Source organism: Dickeya zeae NCPPB 2538 (genome assembly GCF_000406165.1).
Lineage (GTDB): Bacteria > Pseudomonadota > Gammaproteobacteria > Enterobacterales > Enterobacteriaceae > Dickeya > Dickeya zeae.
Window position 1 is genome coordinate 2,065,055 of record NZ_CM001977.1, and the last position, 21,209, is coordinate 2,086,263.

A 21,209-nucleotide genomic window follows, 5' to 3' on the forward strand; every position below is an offset into this window, starting at 1 on the left:
GATTTATCCCCCAAAGAGTCGTTTCAGGAAGCCTTTCTTCTCTTCCTCAATAAACCGATACGGTCTATCTTCGCCCAACAGGCGATCCACGGTATCCGCATAGGCTTTGCCGGCATCGGCTTCTTTATCCAGAATAACCGGCTCACCCTGGTTGGACGCGCGTAATACGGACTGGTCTTCCGGGATGACGCCTATCAATGGAATGCGCAGAATTTCCAGCACATCTTCCATGCTCAGCATATCGCCACGGCTGACACGACCTGGGTTGTAACGGGTGAGCAGCAGATGTTCCTTGATAGGGTCCAGACCTTGTTCCGCACGGCGCGATTTGGACGACAGAATTCCCAGGATACGGTCGGAGTCACGTACTGACGACACTTCCGGGTTGGTGGTAATGATAGCTTCGTCTGCGAAATACAGCGCCATCAGGGCACCGGTTTCAATGCCAGCAGGGGAGTCACAGATAATAAAATCGAACTCCATGTCAGCCAGATCGTTGAGAACCTTATCTACACCTTCGCGGGTCAGGGCATCTTTATCCCGGGTCTGCGAAGCCGGTAATATGTACAGATTTTCGGTACGCTTATCTTTGATCAACGCCTGATTCAGGGTCGCGTCGTTTTGGATGACGTTCACAAAGTCATACACGACCCGGCGCTCACATCCCATGATCAGGTCGAGGTTACGCAGACCGATGTCAAAGTCGATGACAACCGTCTTCTTACCTTTTTGGGCTAAACCGGTAGCAATGGCCGCGCTTGAAGTGGTCTTGCCAACGCCCCCTTTACCTGAAGTAACAACAATGATGCGTGCCATAAATAATTCCTTTCAAGGGCCTAGTCTAGAGGTTGTATAGTCAAAACATGGTCAGGCGGATTGAGTTTCAGGCGCGCCGCCTTCCCGAAATAACTTTCCGGTATCTGATCGCTAAGCCAGTAACGCCCGGCGATAGACACCAGTTCAGCGGCCAACTGGGTACAGAAGATCTGGCTGCTGACATCACCAGAAACACCTGCCAGCGCACGGCCGCGCATCATGCCGTAAATATGGATATTGCCGTCGGCAATGACCTCGGCACCGGCACTGACATGGCTGGTGACGATAAGATCACAGTCGCGAGCATAAATTTGCTGTCCGGAACGGACGGGTGTGTTGATCACCCGGGTTTTAACGGGTGTAGCAACCGGTGCCGGAGGTTGAGTCGTCCGGCGTTCCTTGCCTTCACGTGATTTACCTTCACGTAATAGCGGGAGTCCCGCTCTGGCGATGACGTGCCTGAGTTGCTCATCATCGCATCCACTTACCCCTACGACTTTCAAACCGGCGTCAGTAATCGCCTGCTGAAGTTTGCTCCAGTCTGCATCAATGGGCAGTGTCGATACATTGACAACAACCGGCGCGTTTTTGAGAAACGCCGGTGCCTGTTCAATCTTTTCCTGCAAGGCCTGGTGAATAATGTCGGGCTGTGCATCATGCAGATGAACAACAGATAAGGTAAAGTTGCTGCCTTTCAACTCAATTGGCGTTTGTGACATCTGTCCTGACTCAGTTTCAGCATCTTTAAATCCCCAGAGTAACATTTAAGGCATGATATTCCAGAGCGCTCCAAGCATGTTATAGTCACATGAAAATACAGGCAAGACACCATTTTCCTGGTTCAGAGTAAAAAACATGTATTGTGTGATCTATAGAAGTTCTAAACGCGAACAAACATATCTCTACGTCGAAAAAAAAGACGATTTTTCCCGAGTTCCGGCAGAGCTGATGAAAAGTTTTGGCCTGCCACATCTGGTGATGTTATTACCGCTTGATGGCAGTAAAAAACTGGCCTCAGCAGATATAGAGAAAGTAAAACAGATGCTTAAGGAACAGGGCTTTTATCTGCAACTGCCCCCGCCACCAGAAAATCTATTGGATGAGTTGCAGGCAAGCGCGAAAAAATAATGTCCGAATTATTTTCCATATAATGTTCGGGCAGGCGGAGGAATTAGCCGCTGTTTTTTAATACAGGGGTGTCAGAAATAAACCAGGAAATGCTTTAATTTTGCTGATGCTATTTCCCGGATACTGATTTATATACAGGTGTATTATAAATAACTTTATTTTCTGCCGCCCCTTAGGATTCCTTTCTTTGTCTGTGTATTGGTGGCGTTTGCATAAAGGTAACGCAAAATTTCTGATACATTTCAGACACTATTGTTCATCAATTGTGCTTACTTTTTGGATGGCGATACCGGTATGATGAGCAGGCTATGTCCCGCTCACTGTGGTGGGCTGGCGCATCCACTAACAGAATAGTCAGGAGAGGGTTCATGTATCAACACAGAGACTGGCAGGGCGCATTACTGGATTTTCCTGTCAACAAAGTGGTGTGTGTCGGTAGTAACTATTCCGAACATATCCGTGAAATGGGTAGCGCCAAACCGGCGGAACCGGTTATTTTTATCAAGCCTGAGACCGCGCTGTGCGATTTGCGCCAGCCAGTGGCTATTCCGAAGGACCTGGGGTCGGTACATCATGAGGTTGAGCTGGCCGTATTGATCGGCACGCCGCTCAAACAGGCAAACGAAGAACGTGTCGCCAGAGCTATCGCAGGCTATGGTGTGGCATTAGATCTGACGCTGCGTGATTTACAAGCTGGTTTCAAAAAAGCCGGGCAGCCGTGGGAAAAAGCCAAGGGATTTGATGGTTCTTGTCCGGTATCCGGTTTCATTCCTGTGGCTGAATTTGGCGATCCGCAGCAGGCGGAACTGGGCATCAACATCAATGGTGAGGTGCGCCAGCAAGGAAATACCAGCGATATGATTACGCCGATTCTGCCGCTGATAGCCTATATGAGCCGCTTTTTCACCCTGCGCGCAGGCGACATTATCCTGACCGGCACCCCTCAGGGTGTGGGGCCGTTACAGGTGGGTGATGCATTGACCATTACGCTTAATGATCGCACGTTGACTACCCACGTCATTTGATTCAACGCCACCCGCGGTGTTGCTGCGGGTGGTATCCCTCATCGTCTGCCTTTACAATACCCAACATACCTCCTGTTTATCATCGGAATTGCAGTTATGACTCAACAACCCTTTTGGGAAACCAAAACACTAGAACAAATGTCGAACGACGAGTGGGAGGCACTCTGTGATGGCTGCGGTCGCTGTTGCCTGCATAAGCTGATCGATGAAGATACGGAAGAGCTCTATTTCACCAATGTCGCGTGTAACCAGCTGAATATTAAAAGTTGTCAGTGCCGTAATTACGCACGTCGATTTGAATATGAGCCGGATTGTATCAAGCTGACGCGAGAGAATTTATTGTCATTTGACTGGTTACCGGAAACCTGTGCCTACCGTTTGATCCATGAAGGCAAAGGGCTACAACCCTGGCATCCGCTGCTGGCGGGTTCCAAATCGGCGATGCACCAGCAGCGAATCTCGGTGCGCTACATTGCGGTGCGTGAAAGTGATGTAGTGGACTGGCAGGACCATATCTTAAACAAGCCGGAGTGGGCGAGATAAAGGTGGGTAGCCTGACGGCGATATCGGCATGATGCAGTCAACAGTATTAGTCAGGAATGCAGTTAACGTATCGTCTAAAACACGCCGGGCCAGAGTTTATCTGGCCCGGCGTGTGAGTGGTTCACGGGTTTATTTACCGAAATGCTTAACGGCCGAACAGGTCACGGCGTTTGGGGCGAAATGGCTGGGCAATCAGTACCAGCACTGCCACCAACAGGTAGGCACCGAAAATCACGATCATCCACTGTGGCATTTCCAGATTCATGAAGTTCCACTGACGTTCGGCACAATCACCTGTTGCGGTGAAGATAGCCGGCAGCCATTTGTCCAGTGGTAACCAGGATGGGAAGCTGACAAAAAAGTCACAGGTAACAAACGGCGAGGGATGTAACTGAATATTGGTGTGTTTGATGGCCAATGCCAGACCTTCCCAGGCACTGTAAATCCATAACCCGAGAGCTGGGTAACGCAGCACTGTACCCGGAGCGATGGCACCCACCAGTCCGGCGGCCATGACACCATAGAGTGCTGTTCGCTGATAAATGCACAGTACGCAAGGTTTTAGCATTAGTACGTACTGGAAATAAAGAGCGACCAGTTCAAAAGCCAGTGCCGTAAACGCCATCAGAAGCCAGGCGCCCCGGCCGCGGGAGCAACGGTTTAAAAATCGCAACATAAAAAATATTCCATGCTAAAAACGATAATATGAGCAGTGATAACCGTGCTCACCGCCCTCATTGAATCTTTGGTTCGGGTGAGCTGACGTTTCTCGCGGTGGTAGGGTTGCCCTGTACCGCATGGAATGTGCGTCAGCGCCTGAGCGAAGATTCTGCTGTGCCAACAAATACCCTGCTGTTTTTAACGCTTTCTGTGAGGGATCGCCAGTTTCATGACAAAATCCGCCCCTTACTATACACGATTTATTCCAGAGCATGACGGTATTGATCAATCATCACCGTATTGAATAATGGTGCCGCGGCCGGGTGCGTACGTGCCGTGTCATTGATGGTGTTTCACGGATACCGTCATCTCAGGATGAGTGTGGCGATAATAACCGTTTGTGGGAATAGGTTGTCGTTATCATGAAAATCCGTAATAACAAAACTTCAATATTACCGAGGATGGCATGCCATACTTGATTTAGACTGGTCATGCCAGTGAAAATAGTCTGCCGGCGCGGATAAGCCATCGGACCGCTGCAGGTAGCATTCAGGGCTTATGCCCAGGGAAAATAACCACCGTGCACAAAGCCACTGCGAGAAATGGGCATCTGGCGGAAACGGCAAGGTGGGCAAAATGAGAATAATGGCATCACGGCACGTCGTTATCTGGCGTGGTGTCAGGAATTTGTGCAGAGGAAATACGGTGGTAGATTGCGTTTTTCGTATCGATTTTCCTCTTTTAACGTTAATTAAATTTAACTATTTGATAGGTGTTTAGAGAAATTTATCGTAAAGCGTGGGGGATATTCGCGTTTGTTTACGGGTAATTGTCTTTAGTCACAGTTTTTATGTCGAATTGAGATTTTCAGGTCCTGCTATGCTATGTGATGTAGGGTTCGTTTGGTATGATGATGTTGACTTTCACTGGTAAACATCGCTACGGAATATAAACTTATGGTTATAAAGGCGCAAAGTCCGGCGGGATTCGCGGAAGAATATATTATTGAAAGTATATGGAATAATCGTTTCCCTCCTGGGTCTATTCTGCCCGCTGAGCGGGAGTTGTCCGAGTTGATCGGGGTGACGCGTACGACGTTACGCGAGGTGCTACAGCGCCTGTCCCGTGATGGATGGCTCACAATCCAGCACGGCAAACCGACCAAAATCAATAATTTTTGGGAAACATCCGGATTAAATATTCTGGAAACGCTGGCTCGACTCGATCATGACAGCGTTCCCCAGTTGATCGATAACTTGCTGGCGGTGCGTACTAATATCGCCGGGATTTTCATCCGCACTGCAATCCGTTTGCATCCGGCAAAATCGGTCGAGATCCTTAAGCTGGCTGAGTCTGTTCAGGACACCGCAGATGCGTATTCCGAACTGGATTACAACGTGTTCCGTGGGCTGGCTTTTGCCTCCGGCAACCCGATTTATGGTCTGATCATTAACGGGTTGAAAGGGCTGTACATTCGGGTCGGGCGTTATTACTTCTCTAATCCTGAAGCTCGCAAAACAGCACTGGCGTTTTATCGCCGTCTGGAGTCGCTGGGTCGTGATGGGTTATATGAGCAGGTGCCTGATGCGATTCGTCAGTACGGTAAAGAGAGCGGTGCGTTGTGGCATAGCATGCAAAATGCCATCCCGCGTGATTTGGCGGAAGGTCGCCGATAGTCGCTTCTGTGACTAGATTGTCAGACAATAAAAATGGGTAGCTTCAAAGCTACCCATTTTTTATGGGAGCACGATGGGTCATAAGGCCGGGTTGCGCGGTGGGCAACGGTCGATCAGTTCAATGCTGCCATCCTCGTTCATCTGCTCCAGTGTGACGTCAAATCCCCATAGACGATGAACATGTTTCATCACTTCATGGCTGCTTTTATCCAGCGGTGCGCGGTTTTGTGGCACATAGCGCAGAGTCAGTGAACGATTGCCGCGTAAATCTACGTTCCAGACCTGAATATTGGGCTCGATATTGCTCAGGTTGTACTGGGAAGACAGCTCCTGGCGGATTTTTCGATAGCCTTTTTCATCATGGATCGCGGCAATCTCCAGATAATTGTTGTGATCGTCATCCAGTACGGTAAACAGCCGGAAATCCCGCATCACTTTCGGTGAGAGGAACTGGCTGATAAAGCTCTCGTCTTTAAAGTTTTGCATCGCGAAATGCAGTGTCGTTAGCCAGTCTTTACCCGCGATATCCGGGAACCAATAATGGTCTTCTTCCGTCGGGCTCTGGCAAATTCGCTTGATGTCCTGGAACATCGCAAAACCAAGTGCATATGGATTGATGCCGCTGTAATACGGGCTGTTGTACGGCGGTTGATAGACCACATTGGTATGACTGTGTAGAAATTCCAACATAAAACGGTCGGACAGTTTACCCTCGTCATAAAGATGATTGAGGATGCTGTAATGCCAGAAGGTCGCCCAGCCTTCATTCATCACCTGAGTTTGTTTTTGCGGATAAAAATACTGGCTTATCTTGCGCACGATACGCAAAATTTCACGCTGCCACGGCTCCAGCAATGGGGCATTTTTCTCCATGAAGTAGAGCAAGTTCTCTTGCGGCTCATGGGGGAAACGACGGGCTTTCTCGGGGGAGGTTTCCTGTTCACGACGCGGCAGTGTGCGCCACAGTTCGTTAACCTGACTTTGCAGGTAGGCTTCACGGCTTTTCTGGCGCAGCTTTTCCTCTTCCAGCGAGATTTTCTGCGGCCGTTTATAGCGGTCCACCCCGTAATTCATCAGTGCGTGGCAGGAATCGAGCAGTTTCTCCACTTCATCGACACCGTGGCGCTCTTCACATTGGGCAATGTATTGGCGGGCGAACAGCAGGTAATCGATGATCGAACTGGCGTCGGTCCAGCTACGAAACAGGTAGTTACCTTTGAAGAAGGAGTTATGGCCGTAGCACGCATGCGCCATCACCAATGCCTGCATCGGCATGGTATTTTCTTCCATCAGATACGCGATGCACGGATTGGAGTTGATGACGATTTCGTAGGCCAACCCTTGCTGGCCGTGCTTATAGCGCTGCTCGGTTTCGATAAATTTTTTGCCGAACGACCAGTGGGCATAGTTGATGGGCATCCCGATACTGGAATAGGCGTCCATCATTTGCTCAGACGTGATCACCTCGATTTGGTGGGGATAGGTATCCAGACGATACAGTTTGGCTACCCGGTCAATTTCATCCAGATAGACCTGCAGCAAATCGAATGTCCAGTCAGGTCCGTCATTCAGACGTTGTGGGCTTGTTACCCGCTCATCAGTCGATATAGCCATCAGCGCACCCCTCACTATAACTGCCGCCACTTCATTGCGTCGGCATACTTAATCGTAGCTTATTCTGAGAAAAGTGATGTGAAATCGGTAGCTTGGATGAAATCTTTAGATAGAAAGCCGGATGACGCGCCGTCAGCGCTACGTCTGATAGCGACACACCGCTGTGGGTTATCCTACGTTGTTGTGTTCACTCTCTCATAATAAATAAAAGCTATATCTGCAACAGATGACAATTAATACCCGCATGTTAAAGTAGGTTTTTATTTTGGTGTTTAAACTGTTACGCAGCATATTTCGCCGGATTGGCGGAGGAAGCAGGGAGAATAGCAATAATGAAGGTGGTAATTTTAGGGAGTGGTGTTATCGGCGTCAGTACCGCCTGGTATCTGGCGCAATCGGGGCATGATGTCACGGTTATTGACCGGCAGGCTGAGCCAGCTCTGGAAACCAGCGCGGCTAACGCAGGGCAGATTTCCCCCGGTTATTCCGCCCCCTGGGCGGCACCGGGTATTCCACTTAAGGCCGTCAAATGGCTCTTTCAGCAGCATGCCCCGTTGGCGATTCGCCCGGACTTTACCGCCACGCAACTACGTTGGATGTGGCAGATGCTGCTAAATTGCGACAGCGCACACTACCGGGTTAATAAAGCTCGTATGGTCCGGCTGGCCGAATACAGCCGTGATTGCCTGCAGGCACTGCGCGCCGCAACCGGCATTGCCTATGAAGGGCGACAGGGTGGGACGTTACAACTGTTCAGAACTCCACAACAGTATGAAAATGCTTACCGTGATATCGCGGTGCTTAAAGAAGCCGGTGTGCCGTATGAATTGCTGGAGGCGAGCCAACTGGCTTCTGTCGAACCGGCGCTGGCGGGCGTACGCCACAAGCTGACCGGGGGATTGCGATTGCCGCATGATGAAACCGGGGATTGCCAGCTGTTTACCCGGCAACTGGCGACGATGGCGGCAGCGGCGGGGGTTACCTTCCGTTTCAATAGCCCGATACAACATCTTGATGTGGAAGGGCAACGGGTTAGCTCAGTGTATTGCAACGGTGAAAAAATCACCGCGGATGCTTATGTGATGGCATGCGGTTCCTATTCCCGCGGTTTATTGGATAAATGGTTCGATATCCCTGTCTATCCACTCAAGGGTTATTCGCTGACGATCCCGCTCTCTAACGAAGAAGGCGCACCGGTATCTACCGTACTGGATGAAACCTATAAGATCGCGATTACGCGTTTTGATCAGCGCATTCGCGTCGGTGGTATGGCGGAGATCGCCGGGTTTGATCTCGCGTTGAACCAGAAACGCCGGGCTACGCTGGAAATGGTGGTACGTGATCTGTACCCAAACTGTGGGCCGGTAGAACAGGCAGCATTTTGGACCGGGCTGAGACCGATGACGCCAGACGGCACGCCATTGGTGGGGCGTTCCCCCTTACAAAACCTGTATCTGAACACCGGACACGGTACATTGGGGTGGACAATGGGGTGTGGCTCCGGTCAGTTGCTCGCCGATATTATCTCCGGCAAAACGCCAGCCATTGAGTACGACGATCTCTCCTTCTCTCGCTACGCCTGACTTCGCCATTCCTGCTAATCATTAACCGCTCTGATTGGGGCGGTTAACTGTAAAAAGGGATCCTGGCGGATCCCTCTCGATATATAAATGGTTAGTTTGCCAACGGTGCATCCGGATGCAGGCCCAGCCAGCCGGGAGTGGGGTCGCCTTTGGCTTCTCCTACATACAGACTCATTTGTGCACGGAAGCGTTCAACGGCACCGCGATCAGACATGAAATCAGCAAATGCCTGTGGACGGGTGTTGCTGTATTCCCAAATATGCTTATAACCCGCAGGCGGAGCCACGTCGGTGCGTACTGACCACATCCGCGCAACCTGTGTTTGTGTTTGCGGGTCAAGTAGCCAGCTCAGGTACAACTTGGCGCTTTCCGGGTGTTTGGCCTGTTTGAAGATGGCAGCACGCTGCGCCCAGGAGACAAAGGGGTCTGATTTCGGCAGTACAAATCGCGTTACTGAACCAGCCGCTGGAACCAGTGCACCAGAACTGCTTGGGGTAGCGCTGTATTTACCCGTGGTTATCTGAGCACCGGGTACGTTCGTTCCACGTGCGTAAACCGGGTCTTGCTCCTGGAGTTTTTCTACAAATTCCCAGCCGTATTTATCTACTATCTGTTTGTACCAAAACAGTACCGCGTCATCATCGTTTGGATACGCCAGTATCAGGTTGCCTTTTAAATCAGGGCGCAGATAGTCGTTTGCTTCTCGCGGCCAGGATTTCTCATCCAGCAACTGGGTGTTGACCAGGTTACTGAACGCGATGACGTACGCACCAATCCAGGCACCGTCTGCGTCACGAAATTCTGGGTAGACTTTGTCCCAGCCCACGGGTTTGTAATTCAGCAAAACCCCCTGTTTTTTCCAGCGCGGGAAATCCTGCACCGTCTGTAACTGCACCACATCCGGAATCAGGGTATTAGTCGCCAGTTGGTTGTCGATACGCGCGTCGTGATATTTGCTGTAGTCAACGATGACATTCAGCTTGATGCCAGGAAAACGGTTCTCAAACGCCTGTTTGAAGCCCGTTTGCTGTGACTGGACATCGCCACCGGCATAAACGGTGACTGTCCCGCCTTCTCTGAGCGCGCTCTGATAAATCTCATCCAGTGAACGGGTATCGGGTGCAACGGCAGCTTGAGCCTGCCAACTGCTGATACCAGCCATCATGGTCAAGAGTAGTGCGGTTTTCTTTAAGTACTTCCCAGTGTATTGCATCGTGGTCTCCTTGACTGGGGGGTAAAAGCCGCGCCGACAGGCAATAACCTTATCAATTGCATGACGGCGACGGCGTAATAAGCGAACAACTGCAGGTGTTTTTCCCTTTTTCTGTCAGGGAATTGAGAGTTGAGTCTATCGGATTAAACAAAAACAAACAGGAAGAAAAAATGAACGAAATGATTAAAAACATTGAATGATGTGAGGTGGCAGGTTGTTCTTGTGACGTCATTTTTTCTGGAATTAAATGGCGGTAAATCGAGTGTTGCACAGCGATACTGTTAATTTTTTCTAATTGTTTTTGGTTGGGTAAAAGAATGGTCTGATTGTCTGGAAAGGGCTGATGGATCACAGACAAAGAGCAAAACGCCCTGGCTGGCAGGGCGGAGCAAGAGTCTCGGGCGAACGACCATCAGGCGGCGGTATTAACCAGGTTGCCTTGTGATGAGGCGGAAGCCAGCGAAGAGGAAAAGCTTTGCAGGAAAGTCGACAGCGACGCACTGCTGCTATCGCCACCCAAAGCAGTGACCATTGAACTGAACGCACTTTGCAATTCGCTCAACTGGCTGCTGGACACCGTGCTGCTGGAAGAGGAATCGGAAGAGAGTGCGCTAATCAGCGAAGACAGGTCATTTTTCATCGGGTTGTCAGACAACGACGATGAGTTGGATGACGCACCAATGCTGTGCAGGGTATCCATCAACGTATGCAGGAAGGTGGCCACGGCTTCCTTCGCACTGGAAGACGAGGTGTCCGACGTGCTGCTGTCTGTTGAGGATGTTGACGATGTCGTGGAACTGGTTTCCGAGGTACTGCTGGTGCCAAGCGTGATACCAATTGAAGATAACGCTGTCACCAAAGACGAAAACAATCCCCCCTCTTTATCATCATCCTGTTTACGGTAAGGGAGCGCCGTTACAGAAGATGAGGAGGACGACGTGGAACTGACGCCGGATACCTGCAACACGGAATTATATAACCCCGAGTAGTTGGAGGATATGGACATCACCATGATATTTCTCCTTGTAGTATTTGCCAGAAAATTAACTACTGTCGACACGTGCATGAAATACACGGCGCCGCATAGGTATATAGAATAATTAAAATTATTTTTCTATCAGGGGGAATTGGCGTGGAAGTGGTTCAATAAAGATTGAAAATCAATCGGATGAAAAGATGGTGATTTATTTTTCTATTAATGGCATAGAAAAAGGTGAAACGTAATTTTTGTAAGGATAGAGAAAGAAAAACGATATTGTAGAAATGGATTGAAATAAATAACCGCGAGAGTAAGGAAAGCGTAAATTTATTATCATGAAATCATAATAAGCGAAAAAACAAATCACCGTATCGACACCGGGACTCCCTGTGTCCCGGCACAAGTACCGTGTTTGGCAGGGGAATCAGAGTTCGAAACCGGGGGCGACCTCTTTCACCGGTTTGCGGCAGGCAGCAGGCACATCGCTGGCCGAAGAACGGACTGTACAGTCAGGGACAAACGGGTTAAGCGACTCACGGTTTACGTAGATCAACAAGAGCAGGAGTATCAGCACGATGGCACGCAGGCGTTTTTTCTTTTTCATATCAAGTGTCGGTTCATGTGATATATCGGCAGTATAACGCGTAGCGTTCAGGCCGCGGTAGGTTAAACGCCAGCTTACGGGAGCGCTACCTCGCTGTCTCGTTTTACAAACTTTTGTCATCACTGCCGTGTTGGTTGATAAACCACGCCCTTGCCGTCAGCCTGGCTCTTGTTTCTGATAGCGGCTGGCAGGCCGCTATGGTGAATGGGACTCGGTTATTAACCGTGACTGAGCTGCCTCACCAGGCTAATCGATTACCGGCATAATCGACGAAGTGGTGGCCGCCTTTGCCCTGAAAAGCGGTTATTTGTTGCAGTAATCCACTGACGCTGGTTTCCACCGTAAGGGGAGCGCTATTGCCGCCGAGATCGGTTTGTACCCAGCCGGGGTGTAATGACAGCAATGTGCCTTGTCGGCTGGCTATCGCATCGCTCAGGCTACGTGTCAGCATATTCAGTGCTGCTTTGCTGGCGGCGTAAAAAGGCAGTTCGGCATTGGGGTTTTCGGTCAGGCTACCCAGTCGTGAGGTCATGAACGCGAGTGTGGCACCAGGGGCCAGACAAGGCAGTAATGCTGATGCCAGAGCAATCGGTGCCAGTGTGTTGGTCAGGAATAACGGCACCCACTGTTCAGGTTCGATGGCGGTAGCATCCTGGTGTTCAGGGCCATAAATCCCGGCATTAATCAGCACTAAATCGAACGAGGTTGCGGCCAGCGACTGGCAAAAAGCGGTGCGTTGTGACGAGTCATTGATATCCAGCGCCAGCCAGTGTACCGCCAGCTTATCTGTTACGGTGGACGGCGTACGTCGTGTCGCACTGACTGTCCATCCTTGTTGGTGCAGTGCGGTGGCGATGCCGAGCCCCAGCCCGCGAGAGGCGCCAATGATGAGCGCTCGTTGTCCCGAATCCATAACCTGTTACCTCCTGAAGGGTCTGATGGCTATCTCCGTTGTCTGAGCGCTTTATTTTACGAGGAGTGGACGCGGCGCTACAAGATGAAACGCCACACCAGCATCAGGCATAAAAAAACCAGCGTCTGACGCTGGCTTGTGAGGCGGAGTGTTAGCGGGCTATAACGCATGCCGTTGTCGTTGCAGGGCGATCAAATGGTCGGCTATCTGGCGAATAACCCAGAATGCCGTTTGTCCTACGTCGCTGTTCATTTCTGGGTCCAACGTGGTATCCACGCTTTTCAGAAAATCAGCCTCCAGCGAGTCGACAAAAGCGTCAAAGTCGAACTGACCACTACGCGGTAATTCTCTCTTGCTCAAAACCAGATTGAAACGTTGGGTAACCATCTGAATAGCCTGCTCGAATGCCTGGCGTTGCGCTGGTGTGATATATCCGCCCCGGTCGACCAGTTCAGTCCAACGGGTAGGGGTGTCCATATCATGTTCGGTCATGATGAATTTCCTGTCAGTGTATTTGCAGCGTGGTGGATTTAGGCACTTTGTAGTGATTGTTGACGTTATCCAGACTGGCGTTATTGACGTTGACTTTCAGCCCTTCGCTATCACTTTTGACGAAGGAGAACTTGCCGTTCTGGGCATCGATGTTGCTCAGGTTGATGTTCCAGTTACCCTGTTGACCACCGTTGGTGCGAACAAACGTACCGAAATCTTTCACTTTGAAGTTATTGACGCTGAAATTGGCATCGGCATTGAGCTGGAATACCTTGTCAGCTGCGCCCTGAGCACTGCTGTTGGTGATAGAAACATTGGCCGGTTTACCCGTGTTGCTTTTCACCGTCAGTGCATCTTCGCCAACGTTAGTCCAGTGCACGTTATCGATTTTGGCATCGCCGTGCAGATGGATGCCGTCGGCGGCGTTGTTGCCAAAAATCACATTCTTGACTGAACCGCCGTCAGCGACTTCAAACAGGGGTTTTTGTCCTTCCTTCTGACCACCATCACCTAATGCCGGACCAGCAACATAGGTTTTACCTTTGCCGTCGAAGACCTCACCCGGGCCGACTTTGATTGGTTCATTCACAACGATAGCATTAGCGTTATCCGCCGTGGGAAAGGATACCGGGCCTGATTTACCTGAACTACTGGTGGGTACAGAACCGGTGGTATCACCTGATGTGACGCCAGGTGTATTCCCCGTCGCGTTGCTGTTCGCCACATTATTGCTCCCCGCGTGGTTACCAACCGAAGGGGCTGTTCCGCCGTTAGCGCCATTGGCAGGGGGGGCGCTGCCCCTATCAGCCTGCGGTTGGGTGTGCTGATTTTTCTGGTTTTCTATCAGCATCGCTATCAGTGACAGCAACAGTTTCGATAGCGGATCCTCGCCGATTTGGCCGCCGCCATCCCGTGTGGGAGAGATGCTATTACCGAGCGCGTTTTCACCGGCATCCTGTAGTAATGATTTGCTGAGATTCTCCAGATTAGATGTGCTGGCCGAGGCCGGAGTTCCACGCGAAGTCTGCGTGCCGGAAGGCCCGTTATTGCTCAATCCGTTATTCGTTATGCGGTCTGCGCCGCCAACACCGTTCGTAAGGCCCACGCTGGGGATGCGAAGTGTGATGCTGATATCTGACATGATATGCCCCTTTAACCCAAAGATGAGATACCGTTCCCAAAACAGACAGGCAAGACGGCCCTGTCTTTCACCGAATAAAAAACGCGCCTGATGTGTTTCATTCAGGAGAACGCAAGCAGGCGCGTGAGACGGTTATACCGTGGCTTTGCCGGTATCGTTGCCTGCCCCGGCAGGGGCTGGTGCCATGCCGAATGGCGTTCCGCCTTTGCCGTCGGCCAGTTCGCTGGCGTTATGGCTGGCCCCGGTTGGCGCGATACCGCCGGTTTCAGGTGCCGTGCCGCTCATAACAGGGGCCACTCCGCCACCAGCAGCCGGTGCCGTACCGCCGCCGCTGGGAGCCGCATTGCCGCCGGATACCGGTGCCGCGCCACCCGTACCACCTGAACCGCCCTGTGGCTGACCAAATTGGTTTTTCTGGTTTTCCATCAGCATAGCCACCAGCGCCATCAGGATTTTCACCAACGGGTTATCACTGATTTGGCCGCCACCATCCTGCGTTGGAGAAATACCGTTGCCGAGGCTGTTTTCGCCTGAGTCCTGCAACAGTGATTTACTGAGATCCTCCAGACCGCCTGTTCCCCCTGGGCCGGATGCTCCGCCTGCGCCTTGTGCGCCGCTCGCACCGCCGCTACCACCTGCACTGTCTAATCCACCACCCTGTAATCCCTGACCGCCTTGCGCCCCGTTTTTCGGCATCAGCAGATCCAGTAATTTGGTCAGCATATCGGTCAGCCCGCCTTGACCCTGGCTACCGTTTGCCCCCGCGCCATTGCCCAGACCACTCAAGCCGTTATTCAGCCCGTCACCCAGACCGTTACTCTGCCCACCGCCTTGTGCGTTGCCCGCACCGCCGCCGAGCACATCACTGGTTCGTCCGAGAGGGCTGTCGCCGCCGCTCTGACCGTCTTTGTTGTTCAGCAGACTGGGGAGCAGCGCGGTCATGATCACCGCCAGCGCCTCCAACAGTTTGTTGTCCTGCGCACTCGATTTATTGCCGGAAAGCCCGTTACCGCCCAGGCCGTTATTGAGGTTGTCTGTACCGCCAACGCCACCCAGTCCGCCATTCAGGCCAGCACTGGGGAGACTTAGCGTGATGTTGATATCAGCCATAGTTCGCCTCTGTTTATCAGGATGTGGATGCCCGTTATCGAAAACGAGCGCGTGTCAGCACGGCAAATGCCCGCTGTTTGCTGAGTGAGGAAAGCGGCGTGATGGTTCCATCCCACACGGTGGGGGAATGTACACAGGGGGAATGTGGGAAAGCACTCTGCGGGCTGACGGAACTGAAGGCGACGGTAGGCCACTCAACAGGCATCACCGCACTCAATCCAGCACACGGGAGAAGGCCAATGTTGGGCAATATCACTCATATTCAGCGACAATCGTCGTTGACAGACATCCAGAACTCCGCCCCCCAACGCAGTCATACACTGACGCAAGGCAGTACGAGCGTGCCCGCGCAGTCCACGTCGGCGTCACTGCAACGGGCAGGAATGCACGCCGGTATCGCACCGGTTAGCCAGCAGCCGTCGCTTCCCAATGGTGAAGGTGCGCAGATTGGCCGTTCTCCCAATTTGCAGGGCATGCAAGGGGCGATAGACCGTGCGCTATCGACAACCGCGAATACACCTGCGGTGGCTGGGTCAGGCAGTGTGATATCGCTGGATAAAAAAGGGCGGCTTGAACTGGGCGAAGGGGTGTCCGATCACCTGAAAACGCTGTTGTCGCAAACGCTCGGTAAGAACGCGTTGCCCTTTGTCGCGCATCAGGCTAGCGACGATGGTAGCCAACATGTGCTGATGGATAAAAGCGGTCGACTGTTTAGCCTACATCTGGCCGGTGACAGAATGGTGGCGTTACATTCCAGCGCCCCCGCACAGGCGGGTAAAGCCGCACAGGCGTTGTCTGGCAAACATCAGGCCAGCTTTGCGCTGGAGATGGATGATACGCACGTCCGTGCGTCTGTCGTTAACCACAGTGGCGTCACTACCATCAACCTGCCACAACCCGGGCGGGTAGTTCAGGCATTGTTGACAGGGGTACACACCGACCCGTCAAACGAGAACCAGACGCTGAGGATTCATGACAAAGCGCTGTATAGCCTGAATGCCGATCAGGTATGGGAGAAGAAAAGCGATACGCCGCATAGCCAACTGGCGGGTCAGGCGGATGGCAAACTGTATGCCGTGAAAGACGATAAGACGCTGGCTAACCTGTCGGCAGGGCACGAGTCGGCACTGTTTGCCGACAAAATCAAATCGTTCTCGGCCAATGCGCAGGGCAATGTGGCGGTACTGACGGAAAAAGAGAACAACACCGCCCAGATTCACTTGTTACCCAAAGCCGATGCGCCGACAGACGAACATAAAACGCTCAACCTGAGGCTTGACGGCAATGTCGCGTTGGCGCGCGGTAGTGAGCAGGTCAACGCTAAAGCTGTTGGGCTGGATGGCGACCGGTTGTTTGTCGCCGATGACGAAGGCAAGGTCTTTGCCGGGAAGTTGCCCTCGGGTGACGACAATACCGTGAAGCTGGAACCGTATCACAGCCCGGCGCTGAACGCCGCGTTTGGTGATAATCACAAGGTACAAGGGTTTGTCGCGGGCGATGGCGGCGCCATGAATGCGCAGGTCAACGATGCCACCGGGCAGAAACATCTGGCGCCGCTGGCCGACGGCAGCAAACCGGGAGAAACCGAAGGGTTCAAACCGGGCTGGAATTTGAGCGATGCGTTAATCGTCGACAATAAAGCCGGATTAACCAAGCTGGAACCGTTAGCGCATGAAGCGATGGACATGGGGAGGCTTGGCACCATGGCGCTGCATGACGACAAAATTCACTACCTTGACAATACCACCCAGAGCTGGACCAAAACCGACGTGGGTGCCAGCCAGTTGAAACGCGGTCTGGATAATCAGGCGTATGTGCTCGATGAGGGGCAGGTGAAGAAGCTGTCCATCAACCAAAAGGCCGACAGCGTCACCCACGGTGATAGCAACGTGTTTGCTGTCACGCAGGGGCGTAACTCGCCCTCGGCGGGCGACCCGTTATCCGGGCCGGATAAAAACAGCGGTACCAGTGCACTGGCGGTGGTGGATGGCAACAAATATGTTACCGCCACCGCACAAGGCGCGTTGCAACTGCATCTCAACAAACCGGGTTTACAGCGTGCGGCGATACCGCCCCAGCCATTACCGACCGATGGGCTGATCGGTGAAGTGAAACATCTGGCGTTGGATAAGGAGCAGAACCTGTTCGCGCTCAATAACGACGGACAGTTATTCAGGCTGGATAAACAGGCGTTACAGGGTCACGCAGAGGTGCGAGCCAGTAGCCGGTGGCAGCCGGTTGCGTTGCCGGACAATGTGAAGGCCGAGCAGTTGTCGACCAGCAAAAACCACGAGCCGATGATCGTGGATGACGGGCATCAGCAGCACAGCTTAACGAGCGATGGCTGGAAAAACGCCACGCCGGAAACCCCCGACACGCATGCGCCACGTGCCGCCGCTGCGGCTTATGATCGGCTGGCGGGGGCGACCAAAGCGGTACACATTCCCTTGACTCACCTCACGGGAAAAGTGGAGGCACAGGTTCTGGGGCGCTCAGGGATGGAAAGCCATAAGACCAACAGTCACTTTGGTGATTTTTTGGGAGCTTATGTCAAAGAAACGGTGAAAGAGATAGCCAGAAAGCCGATTGACGCCGCACAACACCACCTGAAAGGGCGGGAAGGGCTGTCACCGCTTTACGACACGCAGGCCAACCTGTTTAAAAAATTGGAACTGGCGGTCTCTTCTCATCGCTGGAGTGCTAAACGTGAAGATTTGCAAAGTCGGCTGGAAAAACTCGATTTAGGCGAGGCCGGAAAGCCGTTACTGGATGAATTGAAATCATTCCAGAACGATGTGGAAATGAGTGCGGCTAAATCCGCCACCTTGCTAGGCAAGCATCAGGGGGTATTGCAACCTGGCGGCGAGGTCAACGACACCTTCAAACCCTCGGCATTCAAAGCGGTGGCTCAAGCCATCAATGATAAGCGTTCCGGCAACGATCTGAGTGTGGCGCTGTCGACGGTCATCAACGCGGCACCGCTTTCCAAAGACAGCAAAGCCGGGGCATTGCTGAACACCTTCGTCGCCAAAAAAGTCGACATGAGCTACCAGAGTGACAGCGTGGCAACCGGGCCCCGCCGCGATCTGGGCGATGCGATGGCGCTGACCAAATCACGTCTGGCGTTGGATGTCATGACGGCAAGCGATCTGCACGGCATCGTTGATAAGCTGGCCACCTTCTCCGGTAAACAACCGAGCGCGGCTGAGCTTAAGCCGGTGCACGCGGCCCTGAGTGCGCTGCGTGATCACCACTACGGTGATAACGACGTCAAAAAGGTCACGGATATGGGCTTTACCCGGTTTGGCGCGCTGGAGGCGGATTACGATGCGGTGAAAACGTTTACTCAGGCGTTTAGTAACGAGAAAAGCGCCGTCAACCTGACCTCTCGCACCTCGCTGGATGCCAGCGACAAGGCCGGGTTAGCCAGTAAACTCAAAGAGACCATTTTGTCGCTGGATAACGGTGAAAGCCTGGCCGTTAACCGCAGTTATAACGCCGGGGCCAGTACCTTCTATGTACCGGCGAAGGCCAAAGTGATGCTCAACGCCACCGCGTTCCCGATTGTGCCCAACGGCGGCGTCACCGGCGATCGCGCCTATAGCCTCACCTTCAGCCGCAGCGACAACGGTATTGACGTTAACTTTGGGCGCAATGGGGGATTGAATGCCAAAGTTGGGGTCTCAACCGGGCAAATACCGAATGATGCGAAGAAGAGTTTTGATTTCGACGATAAAAAACACACCGTGACGTTGGACGTTCGCTTTGGCGGCAGCCTCTCCGCTGGGCTGGGAACCGTTCAACAAAATGGCCTCAAATTCACGCTGAGCGAAAAAGAGCTGCCCGGTTTTATCGATAACCTGATGGAAGGCAAGATGAACCCGCTGGATCTGGTGGCAAAGGGGAACGACCACCGGGTCAAAGAGGGATTCTCCATTAAATTTGATGTGGATGCCGCCCTGACGGCTGATGCCCGTGCCGAAGTCAATCTGACGGATAAACCCGCCGCGTCGAAAAAAGGCAAAGTGCCGACCTCTGCGACCCGTTTTTCTGTTGGCGTGGGTGCTGGGGCGAACCTGATGTCGGCCAGCCATGAGCACAGCACGGTGCGGGGGGCGTTCACCGAGCAGAATGCGACCACCAACAACCGGGCGCGCTTCATGAACCAGGTGAATGTCGGGGCCAACGTCACCGCGTTTGCTGGAATCACCCGACCGGACCCGAATGGTGCATGGGTAGCCCCGCTAACCACCGGTGCATCGGCCACGATGACGGTAGACACCAAAACCAACCACAGTATCAGTATGCAGCTCAAACCAGCCCAACCGCTGGAACATCGCGAGATGGATAACCTGCTGACGGCCTTGAAGAAAAAATTCACCGACCCAGAGACACAGCAGGTGTTGAAAGGCGTGAAAGACCTGACGGATGTTGGCGAACAACTGGCCATTCTGAATACGCATTTTGACGCGAAAACCCCAGTGGACGACGGTCAGTATGGTGCCATCAGGGATTTGCAGGCGAAGGTTCGACAGCATGACGCGGCGGGAAAACAGGGTGTGACGCTGGATAGTGCCAGCTACAGCACCACGTACGCTAACCTGTCCAAACTGGACAGCAATGGGATTTTCCATGCGTTGCGCAAGCTGGTCAGCGACAACCTGCCACCCACCAACGCCGAGCGTATTCATGGGTTTATGGAGGAAAACCCGGCGCTGAAAGCCGTGGTGCAAAAAATGCAGTCACTGACCAACGCCACCGCCGGCGTCAGCCTGGAGTTGAAAGACGAGGTGAAAGCAAGGGTCGAAAAAGGCATCCAGAACAATACGCTGGGTAAGGATGATATTGCGGCTATTTTCCGCGACAGCAACAACCTGCGTATCAAGTCAGTCGATTTCACCCAAACGGTAAAAAATAAGGAAGGGCTGGCGTTTCCGCTGCCGATTGTCAGCGCAGGCAGCAGTGCCGATGTCAGCATGACCAAACTGCTGGGCAAAATTAACTTCAGCTACGGCCAGAACCAGAACAACCCCGCCAGTTTCAGTCTGGAAGGGGCTATCGCTAAAGCCAATCCTGAGGTGTCGCAGGCGGTCAATCAGATGCATCAGCATGGCATCACGCTTGAGAAATCCTGATAAAGCAACGGCATATGTGGAAACGGAGCGACGAATATTTATCGATTCATTAAAGGAGTAAAACACCATGACCTCAGCACAACAACAGGCGGCGCGTTTGCTGCAACATTTCAGTCAGTTTAACCACACCCGGCTGGCGCTCAATAACGGCATCTGTGTTCTGAATGATGCACAGGGGCAAGAGGCGGCGGTCATCGAAGTGCCAGCACAAAGCGACAACCTGTTACTGCACTGCCAGATAGTGAACCTGCAAGGGGAAGATCGACCCGCTATCTACCGCCTGATGTTACTGCTCAATTTCGAGATGGCGGCGATGCGCGGCTGCTGGCTGGCACTGGATGAGTTCGATAACCTGCGGCTATGCACTCAGCACCTGCTCGATACGCTGGATGAGCCGGGCTTTACCGCGTTGCTTACTGGCTATATCCGGCAGGTGAGCGACGTTCGAGCCTTTATCACACAGTCGTTGGCAGACATTCAGGCCGCCTGACGAGGTCTGTACTAAAGAGATCTGTTCTAATAAGTTCTTACCTCTGAAATCATCGTATCCACATCATCACACCGGTCGCGGCTGCGA

General features: G+C 52.5%; 19 protein-coding genes. 7 read left to right on the forward strand and 12 right to left on the reverse strand.

Annotated features, from left to right (window positions below; all coding sequences use genetic code 11):
* Positions 1–3: 3 nt before the first annotated feature.
* Positions 4–816, reverse strand: a complete 813-nt coding sequence (gene minD / locus DZE2538_RS09000; RefSeq protein ID WP_019845580.1) for a septum site-determining protein MinD — start codon at positions 814–816, stop codon at positions 4–6.
* Between the two features lie 20 nt (positions 817–836).
* On the reverse strand, positions 837–1,535 hold the full coding sequence (minC, locus tag DZE2538_RS09005) for a septum site-determining protein MinC (RefSeq protein WP_038917153.1): 699 nt from the start codon (positions 1,533–1,535) through the stop codon (positions 837–839).
* Positions 1,536–1,671: 136 nt separating this feature from the next.
* Between minC and DZE2538_RS09010 the strand changes: the two genes are divergently transcribed.
* The 3 genes from DZE2538_RS09010 (at position 1,672) to DZE2538_RS09020 (ending at position 3,512) form a co-directional block, all read left to right on the forward strand.
* A complete protein-coding gene (locus DZE2538_RS09010; protein WP_016941428.1) occupies positions 1,672–1,944 on the forward strand; it encodes a YcgL domain-containing protein in 273 nt (90 codons plus the stop codon).
* Positions 1,945–2,312: 368 nt separating this feature from the next.
* Positions 2,313–2,969 carry a fumarylacetoacetate hydrolase family protein gene (locus DZE2538_RS09015; RefSeq protein WP_019845581.1) on the forward strand — a complete coding sequence of 219 codons (657 nt, stop codon included), beginning with the start codon at positions 2,313–2,315 and terminating at the stop codon, positions 2,967–2,969.
* A gap of 96 nt (positions 2,970–3,065) precedes the next feature.
* On the forward strand, positions 3,066–3,512 hold the full coding sequence (locus DZE2538_RS09020; RefSeq protein WP_012884665.1) for a YcgN family cysteine cluster protein: 447 nt from the start codon (positions 3,066–3,068) through the stop codon (positions 3,510–3,512).
* 145 nt (positions 3,513–3,657) lie between these two features.
* Here DZE2538_RS09020 and dsbB read toward each other — a convergent pair whose 3' ends face one another.
* Together dsbB and DZE2538_RS21480 are read right to left on the reverse strand one after the other, a co-directional pair.
* A complete protein-coding gene (gene dsbB, locus DZE2538_RS09025; protein WP_023639614.1) occupies positions 3,658–4,188 on the reverse strand; it encodes a disulfide bond formation protein DsbB in 531 nt (176 codons plus the stop codon).
* 354 nt (positions 4,189–4,542) lie between these two features.
* Positions 4,543–4,701 (reverse strand): hypothetical protein, encoded by a 159-nt coding sequence (locus DZE2538_RS21480; protein WP_152486133.1) that lies wholly within the window; start codon positions 4,699–4,701, stop codon positions 4,543–4,545.
* A 427-nt stretch (positions 4,702–5,128) separates the two neighbouring features.
* On the opposite strand from DZE2538_RS21480, the gene fadR reads away from it, so the two are divergent.
* Positions 5,129–5,848, forward strand: coding sequence for a fatty acid metabolism transcriptional regulator FadR (gene fadR, locus DZE2538_RS09030; RefSeq protein ID WP_012884667.1), 720 nt, complete (start codon positions 5,129–5,131; stop codon positions 5,846–5,848).
* Positions 5,849–5,926: 78 nt separating this feature from the next.
* Here the strand turns inward: fadR and DZE2538_RS09035 are convergent, their stop codons facing one another.
* Positions 5,927–7,462: a SpoVR family protein gene (locus DZE2538_RS09035; RefSeq protein ID WP_023639615.1), complete on the reverse strand. Its 1,536-nt coding sequence runs from the start codon at positions 7,460–7,462 to the stop codon at positions 5,927–5,929.
* Between the two features lie 332 nt (positions 7,463–7,794).
* Here DZE2538_RS09035 and DZE2538_RS09040 point away from each other — a divergent pair, with 332 nt between their 5' ends.
* Positions 7,795–9,045: a D-amino acid dehydrogenase gene (locus tag DZE2538_RS09040; RefSeq protein ID WP_038916142.1), complete on the forward strand. Its 1,251-nt coding sequence runs from the start codon at positions 7,795–7,797 to the stop codon at positions 9,043–9,045.
* Positions 9,046–9,136: 91 nt separating this feature from the next.
* Here the strand turns inward: DZE2538_RS09040 and DZE2538_RS09045 are convergent, their stop codons facing one another.
* The 7 genes from DZE2538_RS09045 to DZE2538_RS09075 form a co-directional block, all read right to left on the reverse strand.
* Positions 9,137–10,258: an ABC transporter substrate-binding protein gene (locus tag DZE2538_RS09045; RefSeq protein WP_038916143.1), complete on the reverse strand. Its 1,122-nt coding sequence runs from the start codon at positions 10,256–10,258 to the stop codon at positions 9,137–9,139.
* Between the two features lie 412 nt (positions 10,259–10,670).
* Entirely contained in the window at positions 10,671–11,270 is a 600-nt protein-coding gene (locus DZE2538_RS09050; protein ID WP_023639622.1) for a hypothetical protein, read from the reverse strand.
* 391 nt (positions 11,271–11,661) lie between these two features.
* Entirely contained in the window at positions 11,662–11,841 is a 180-nt protein-coding gene (locus DZE2538_RS09055; protein ID WP_038916144.1) for a hypothetical protein, read from the reverse strand.
* A 238-nt stretch (positions 11,842–12,079) separates the two neighbouring features.
* Positions 12,080–12,754: an SDR family oxidoreductase gene (locus tag DZE2538_RS09060; RefSeq protein WP_038916145.1), complete on the reverse strand. Its 675-nt coding sequence runs from the start codon at positions 12,752–12,754 to the stop codon at positions 12,080–12,082.
* A gap of 159 nt (positions 12,755–12,913) precedes the next feature.
* A complete protein-coding gene (locus DZE2538_RS09065) occupies positions 12,914–13,246 on the reverse strand; it encodes a hypothetical protein (RefSeq protein ID WP_038913920.1) in 333 nt (110 codons plus the stop codon).
* Positions 13,247–13,259: 13 nt separating this feature from the next.
* The gene (locus tag DZE2538_RS09070) at positions 13,260–14,387 is read right to left on the reverse strand and encodes a pectate lyase (RefSeq protein ID WP_038916146.1); all 1,128 of its coding nucleotides are present in this window, start codon (positions 14,385–14,387) and stop codon (positions 13,260–13,262) included.
* 132 nt (positions 14,388–14,519) lie between these two features.
* On the reverse strand, positions 14,520–15,497 hold the full coding sequence (locus DZE2538_RS09075; protein ID WP_038916147.1) for a hypothetical protein: 978 nt from the start codon (positions 15,495–15,497) through the stop codon (positions 14,520–14,522).
* Positions 15,498–15,598: 101 nt separating this feature from the next.
* Between DZE2538_RS09075 and DZE2538_RS09080 the strand changes: the two genes are divergently transcribed.
* Both DZE2538_RS09080 and DZE2538_RS09085 read left to right on the forward strand, forming a co-directional pair.
* Positions 15,599–20,632: an AvrE-family type 3 secretion system effector gene (locus DZE2538_RS09080; RefSeq protein WP_236617015.1), complete on the forward strand. Its 5,034-nt coding sequence runs from the start codon at positions 15,599–15,601 to the stop codon at positions 20,630–20,632.
* Between the two features lie 67 nt (positions 20,633–20,699).
* Positions 20,700–21,122 carry a type III secretion system chaperone gene (locus DZE2538_RS09085; protein WP_038916149.1) on the forward strand — a complete coding sequence of 141 codons (423 nt, stop codon included), beginning with the start codon at positions 20,700–20,702 and terminating at the stop codon, positions 21,120–21,122.
* Positions 21,123–21,209: the final 87 nt, after the last annotated feature.